The sequence below is a fragment of the Paraglaciecola sp. 25GB23A genome, assembly GCF_040012495.1.
GTDB lineage: Bacteria > Pseudomonadota > Gammaproteobacteria > Enterobacterales > Alteromonadaceae > Paraglaciecola.
In genome coordinates this window covers 1-6646 of sequence record NZ_JBDYKM010000047.1, presented here as the reverse complement: position 1 = coordinate 6646, position 6646 = coordinate 1, and the positions used below count along the sequence as shown (strand labels likewise).

The 6646-nt window shown below is 40.0% G+C and carries 8 protein-coding genes; 7 read left to right on the top strand and 1 reads right to left on the bottom strand.

The genetic code is table 11. From position 1 onward, the window contains the following. Nucleotides 1–399: 399 nt before the first annotated feature. From ABKW31_RS22480 to ABKW31_RS22470, 3 genes are all read left to right on the top strand, one after another. Nucleotides 400–1014, top strand: coding sequence for an RNA methyltransferase (locus tag ABKW31_RS22480; RefSeq protein WP_348618956.1), 615 nt, complete (start codon nucleotides 400–402; stop codon nucleotides 1012–1014). A gap of 27 nt (nucleotides 1015–1041) precedes the next feature. Beyond that, entirely contained in the window at nucleotides 1042–1437 is a 396-nt protein-coding gene (locus ABKW31_RS22475; protein WP_348618955.1) for a DUF3465 domain-containing protein, read from the top strand. A 114-nt stretch (nucleotides 1438–1551) separates the two neighbouring features. After that, on the top strand, nucleotides 1552–2082 hold the full coding sequence (locus tag ABKW31_RS22470; RefSeq protein WP_348618954.1) for an SPOR domain-containing protein: 531 nt from the start codon (nucleotides 1552–1554) through the stop codon (nucleotides 2080–2082). A 251-nt stretch (nucleotides 2083–2333) separates the two neighbouring features. Here the strand turns inward: ABKW31_RS22470 and ABKW31_RS22465 are convergent, their stop codons facing one another. Beyond that, the gene (locus ABKW31_RS22465; RefSeq protein WP_348618953.1) at nucleotides 2334–3017 is read right to left on the bottom strand and encodes a pseudouridine synthase; all 684 of its coding nucleotides are present in this window, start codon (nucleotides 3015–3017) and stop codon (nucleotides 2334–2336) included. A gap of 150 nt (nucleotides 3018–3167) precedes the next feature. On the opposite strand from ABKW31_RS22465, the gene ABKW31_RS22460 reads away from it, so the two are divergent. The 4 genes from ABKW31_RS22460 (at nucleotide 3168) to ABKW31_RS22445 (ending at nucleotide 6580) form a co-directional block, all read left to right on the top strand. Beyond that, nucleotides 3168–4382, top strand: coding sequence for a Xaa-Pro peptidase family protein (locus ABKW31_RS22460; RefSeq protein WP_348618952.1), 1215 nt, complete (start codon nucleotides 3168–3170; stop codon nucleotides 4380–4382). 628 nt (nucleotides 4383–5010) lie between these two features. After that, nucleotides 5011–5325 (top strand): hypothetical protein, encoded by a 315-nt coding sequence (locus ABKW31_RS22455; RefSeq protein WP_348618951.1) that lies wholly within the window; start codon nucleotides 5011–5013, stop codon nucleotides 5323–5325. 71 nt (nucleotides 5326–5396) lie between these two features. Then, the gene (locus ABKW31_RS22450) at nucleotides 5397–5804 is read left to right on the top strand and encodes a UPF0158 family protein (RefSeq protein ID WP_348618950.1); all 408 of its coding nucleotides are present in this window, start codon (nucleotides 5397–5399) and stop codon (nucleotides 5802–5804) included. Between the two features lie 296 nt (nucleotides 5805–6100). After that, a complete protein-coding gene (locus tag ABKW31_RS22445; RefSeq protein ID WP_348618949.1) occupies nucleotides 6101–6580 on the top strand; it encodes a hypothetical protein in 480 nt (159 codons plus the stop codon). Nucleotides 6581–6646 lie beyond the last annotated feature (66 nt).

Sequence of the window (6646 nt, the reverse complement as noted above, 5' to 3'; positions counted from 1 at the left end):
ATGGTAATTGGTTTTTGTAATTAACAGGACAGCCATAGTAAATGATTTTTAGTAATTAGCAGGACAGCCATGGTAATTGGTTTTTGTAATTAACAGGACAGCCATAGTAAATGATTTTTAGTAATTAGCAGGACAGCCATGGTAATGGTTTTTGTAATTAACAGGACAGCCATGGTAAATAGGTTTTTAGAAACCTATAGATCCATAAAAAAAGTTCATCAAAACTTCAATGTTGAGTATTTTGAAAACTTACTTAAACAGTAAGAAAAGCAATACCTAACGGAATTTTATCGACCTATAATTGAACAAGGTTGCAAGCCACAAAGTTGAAACTGCTTTTGATGTCAGTTTAAATGGAAGACATAAAAATCATGTCATCAAAATATGCAGAAATACCAAATGGAAGAATCAAAAAATACTATTCGCCAGCGTGCTGATGAGGTCAAAGACTACCAATGTAAAAATTTAATTGCGGTATTAGAAAACCCAATGGATATGAAAAATATCGGCGCGGTTATTCGTAATGCTAATGCCTTGGGGGTTGAGAAAATCTATGTGGTGGATGGCCGTAAATCTTTACCTGAAGATTGGCAAGAGATGAGAGAACGCAAGTCGCTGTATAAAATCTCTGTTTCCGCCTCAAAATGGACGTTTATCAAACGTTTTGATACGAGTGAAGAGTGCCTCGCCCACCTTGAAAAAAAACGCTTTACTTCAATTGTTACCTCGCCCCACGTCAAAGGTAGGCAAAACTTTGTATTGCATGAAGCTGATTACACGCAAACGCGCTTAGCTGTGTGGTTTGGCAATGAATCCCGTGGTATCAGTGATTTGGTGGTTGAACGCAGCGAATGCTGTATCTCTATTCCTATGTTCGGCATAATTGAAAGTCTAAATCTAGCTACCACAAGCGGCATTGTGCTGTACGAAATCACCAAGCAGCGCCGCGAATATCAAGCTAAATATAAAAGGGCCAATCGTGGGGCTAAAACGATTCCTACCGTTGGTTCATAAGTCTAAGCCAAATCAAAGGGAGGGTTAATGGGTCGCTACTTAATTGCGTTGTTGTTGATTATAAGTTGCACTTCATTTTCTGTTTGGTCAAACGACTCTGTTTTGCGTCAAGCATATCAGCAACGCAAAAGTGACTTTCAAATCCATGGCTCTGGTCAAGTCGAACGGTTATTGCCTGACGACAACAGCGGTGATAAACACCAAAAGTTCATCATTCGTTTGAGTAGTCGACAAACTATCTTAATTGCTCACAACATTGACCTAGCGACTCGTATAGCCGATTTAAAAGTTGGCAACACTATCGAATTTTATGGTGAATATGAGTGGAGTCAGCAAGGTGGCGTTATTCATTGGACTCACCATGATCCCAAGAAGCTGCACGCTGGCGGTTGGTTAATACACAATGGTAAAAAATACCAATAACGAGTTTCTATTGCTGCAAAAAAAGATTTAATACGAATGTCATTGAGGATTTCATCAAGCAAGGTAGAATCAGGCGCCCTTTAGTAATATTGATGTTTGGATATTCTTGTTCGTATGGCTCATAAAGATTACGTAGCTCGTGGTCGCGCTAAAAAAGCGGCTCCACCACCACCCAAAGTTTCACTTCCTTGGATTCGCATCGTGATTACCTTGTCATTGGTAGCGGCTTTTGCTTACTTTTTGTGGTCTATCAAAGGTACATCACCACAGGTTAATGACGAATTATCTGTCAGTGAGCTCAAGCCTGCAGCAGTTGATGCATTGCCCGACATGCCCAAAGAAGAGTGGGAATTTATCAAGTCTTTACCAGAGTACACGGTTGAAGTGGATGTTGAAGAACAAGCTAAATCTACCGTGCGTTATCTGATGCAATGTGGCTCGTTTAAATTGGGCTCACAAGCTGAGCAGCTTAAAGCCAATATCGCTTTTCAGGGCCTAGAAGCTCAAGTACGTAAAAGTGAAGGTAGCTCATGGTATCGAGTCATTTTGGGCCCTTACGAAAGTAAGCGTAATGCAGAAGCCGATCGTCATCAGCTACAAAAGTCAAAAATCAACGGCTGCCAAATCTGGAATTGGAACTTGTAAACCAAAATAAACTTGCGAAAAAGCTGAGCTTGCGAAGACTAAATTTCAAGTTTACGTTTGGTTTTTCTTTGCCATTTTTCAAACTCATTCTGCAAAGAAGCTGAGCGCAGCGAAATCTAAATTTCAGAATGACGTTTGGTCTTTCTTTGCTTTTTTTGCCGTTTCATTAGAGCAAAGATGTTAATCGAACTGATTAGAAAAGTGCAGAATGACATTTGCCCTCTGGGCGCTATTTATCCTTCTGCACCAACTCAAATCAAATCGCGCCATTCGCCAGGCGCGAGATCACCAAGACTATACTGACCAAATTGCTCACGATGTAGACTGACAACATGATTGCCACAGGCAGCAAACATACGACGCACTTGATGGTACTTGCCTTCATTCAAGGTTACTTTGGCAGTTTGTGTATCAATAATTTCTAATTTGGCTGGCAAGCAAGGCTCGGTTTCGCTGATCAATTGCACACCTGCGGCAAATTGCTCAATGATGTTATCGTCTAAGGCTTTTTCTACCTTAACGATATAAACCTTATCAACATGTTGTTTAGGCGAGGTCAGCTGCTGAACTAATGCCGATTGGTCAGTGATCAAAATCAAGCCAGTGGTATCTTTGTCAAGGCGACCCACACTCACTACTTGAGGGTTTCTTGCTTGCCAGATAGGCGGCAACAAGTCGTAGATACGCTGCCCTTCATTGATGTCGTGACTGCATACATAGTCTAGTGGTTTATTTAACATAATGAGTATGTCACCTGGATGATCCAGTGGCTGGTGGTCAACCATCAGACTATTGGGATCAACCTTCTGTGAAGCATTTTTGGCCAATTCACCATTAATGCGAATGCGTTTGTCGCGTATCCAATAACGTACTTCGCGACGCGAGCAATAGCCCAAATTACTTAGTGCTTGGTCCAAACGCTTGAGTACAGTCATTTATTTTCTCGATGAATAAAATTTAGCCCTAAAGTTTACATGGTTTATGCGCTACCTGTCCTAATCTGATTTTGGCTCAGGCCACTATTAGGGTAAAATTTGTCAGAGTTTCAGGCAATACTGAGTCAATTTTTTAAAAAAGGGTAATACATGCAATCTAACAGAATTGGTGGCAAAACGATCGAGCAAGCTTTAGCAGAGCTGTCTGATATGACAAAAGGTGCAGTTGTTACACAAGAAGCTGAATACCACGCGCGAATGGTTAAAGCTCAGGCTTATATGCTTGAACACAACATTGCGGCTATTTATCTGAATGCAGGGACTAATCTTAGCTATTTTACCGGTATGCGTTGGTATGCCAGTGAGCGCATGGTGGGTGCTATTTTGCCTGCTCAGGGAGCAGTAGTTTATATCGCCCCATTTTTTGAAATTGATAGCCTGAACGATTATAAGGTCATCCCCGGTGAAATAAGAGGCTGGCAAGAACACGAGAGTCCTTATGCGTTATTTTGTCAGATCATTGGCGAACTAAATGTGCCGCCTCAAGCAAAAGTTGGCATCGACGAGTCCACGGCGTTTTTTATGGTGGACGGTATTGGGCAACAACAGGCAGACATTCGCTTAATTAATGCCAGTGAAGTAACGGCTCATTGCCGCATGCATAAATCTTCGGCAGAAATTGCCTTGATTCAGCGGGCAATGGATATGACGATAAGCGTGCATAAAGCTGCGGCCAGTATCCTTAAGGAAGGAATTTCGACCAAAGAAGTTGAAGCATTTATCAACCAAGCCCATAAAAAAGTAGGGGCTGCTAATGGTTCATATTTTTGTATTGTGCTGTTCGGTAAGGCAACGTCTTTCCCTCATGGCGTTAAAGAGCCACAAATTTTGCAGAAAAACGACCTAGTATTGATTGATACTGGCTGTCAATTACACGGCTACATATCAGATATTACGCGCACTTACATTTTCGGTACGGCCAGCGAAAAACAGATCCGTATTTGGAATAGTGAAAAACGCGCCCAACAAGCCGCGTTTGCGGCAGCATCAATCGGCACGCCCTGTGGCGATGTAGATGCAGCAGCGAGAGCATCCCTTGAACAAGATGGCCTTGGGCCTGATTACACACTACCCGGTTTACCCCATCGAACGGGGCACGGTATCGGCATGGATATCCACGAATGGCCTTATTTAGTAAAAAATAATCCACTGCCTTTGGCCAAGGGAATGTGTTTCAGTAACGAGCCAATGATAGTGGTGACTGGCGAATTTGGGGTGAGATTAGAAGATCATTTTTATATGACGGACACAGGTCCTGCTTGGTTTAGTTTACCGTCAAAATCTATTTATGAGCCTTTCGCCTAATAGCCTCTTTATTCTTAAAGTTAATGCTCCTATTTAAGTGAGGGGCATTAAGACTCTATCTTATTCAAAGTGTTACGGATTGATTTTGTGATCACATATCTGGATTAGCCAGCATGCAAACTAGCCAAGAGCAAAATGACTTAAGCTGCTCGTCATCAGAGGTAATGTAAACGATTCTAATAAGCGCTGACCTAACAGTCGCGATTAATTCAACTGTATGACAATAATTCGCTTAAAGCTTTAAAAGCCAGTGAAAATTTCTAAGTCCATTAGCTGCCATTTTGCAGACATAGCCGTGTCGCTCAGCGAACGAACCCTAATTAGCAGAAAGCGGATCTTCGGCTGAGTGGCTATGAAGATTGCCTATCAAAGTAAAGCAGACATTCAACTTTAAATTTCCTTTCAAATCGCTGTTTTGTGCGGTTTAAATCCATCAAACATCTCGGGTGTGTTACTGAGGCTGCTCAGTAACTCCCATTTAAAAGGTAAGTTTAGTGCTCAAAATGCTTTCTAACTTATTGATTATCGGTAAACTTAGGATTAATGATTCATGTAGGTCTGGTATTTACCGATGCGTCTACATAATATACTTTAAGTGTCTATGAGAACTGAGCACGAGATAAAATTAATGCAGTACGCCCAAGGAGCGCTGCTAGGAGAGGTTGCACCATCATTCAGGGCAGTGTCGTTCAAGTTGTCCGAAGACGGTGAAGACTTTGTTGCACGTTTTATATTCGATGGCGAACCTAGTGAAGAATCAAAGGAAGTTGCTAGCGTTGTGCTAACCAATATCCTTGCAAATTATTCAAAGAACCACCGTAGCTATAAAGAGGAGATGTTAGCTGTTTCATATCCAAATAGAATGGAGCATCTTCCGCTTCTGGTCTACCTGCGTAACGAAGATGAATGGAACTCGTGGTCAATACTGTACAAAAATACTTAAAAATTAATATGCGGTTCTTTGAGTCCGCATCATTTAACTTTTAGCTGCTTAGTCCCACATCAGAGGTCAACATGAATATTAAATTTAGTGATGTTTTAGATCTATTTGAACTCGTCAATTTTGGTTCTCCATTTGATCATGAGGGGTACATTTGTAAAGAATCAGGCAAAACATATTTTTATTCTGAGTTTGGTGATAATGAAGAGGAATTACCAGACGATATTAATGATGAAAAATACTTGGCTATCCCTCATAAAAATGAATTGAACCTTGGTAATAATCTCGCTTTCGATTTTACTCTAGAATACTTACCAACAGAATATGAAAAGGTACGTTCAATCTTTAATCGTAAAGGTGCTTATGCAAGGTTCAAATCTTTACTAGAGAGCGCTGATAAAATTGAAGAATGGTATAAATTTGAAGCAAAACGAACTGAAGAAGCATTACGAGAATGGTGTACAGAACAAGGTGTTATATAATCAACCGCTAACAAGCGGTTAAATAAGGAAAAAAACAGTTGGTTTTACTCCTTCGTCGCTAATTATAACCAACTATTTTGACTGCCTGTTAACAGGGCGTTGAAGCTTTAGAAAAAGGTCGGAGCCAAAAACTATCCTGTTTTACTTTAAATCTATTTTCTGTTTAAATTTTGACCTGCCCAGCTTTCACGTAGCAACGGGTTTTAAAAGGTTATCTTGGCTGATTTTGTTGTTTAATTTTAAGTTGAGAGGTTTTCTATACCCTCATTAGATGTTTTTCAAAAGGAGTAAGTAATATGCGTTTATGGAAGTTTTATTTATTGTGTAGTATTACATTTAATGTAAGTTCTGCGGAGATAAGCCCTGCAGAAAGAATGCTAAATGCAATGGGTATTGATCAAGTCTTAACTCAAGCTAAAGAAGCCCAACAAAAATCAGCTCAAGATCAAGTTGCAATGATTATGCGTCAATTAAGTGGAACTTTAGCAAAAGTACCTGATGATAAGGTCAAAGAGATTGAAGGGTTATTTCATAATATGATGGTGGAAATAACAAACTCTTGGACAATAGAAGAAGCTGTAAAAATATATTCTCAAACTTGGTCAGATAATTATACAGACAAAGAAATATTGGCTGTTGTAGAAAAGTATGAGCAAGCTGAATCACAACAAGAGCTGCAAATGGTTCTACAGGCTTCTGCTAAATTAAATGAATATATATTAGGTAGCTTTAATAAAGCTACAGAAGTGGCTTTTGCTAAAACCTTGAGGCTGTAACGAATTTTGTGTAACTGCTTATCATAAATTACTCTATTGAGAATTAAGGATAGGCAGATGCAAATG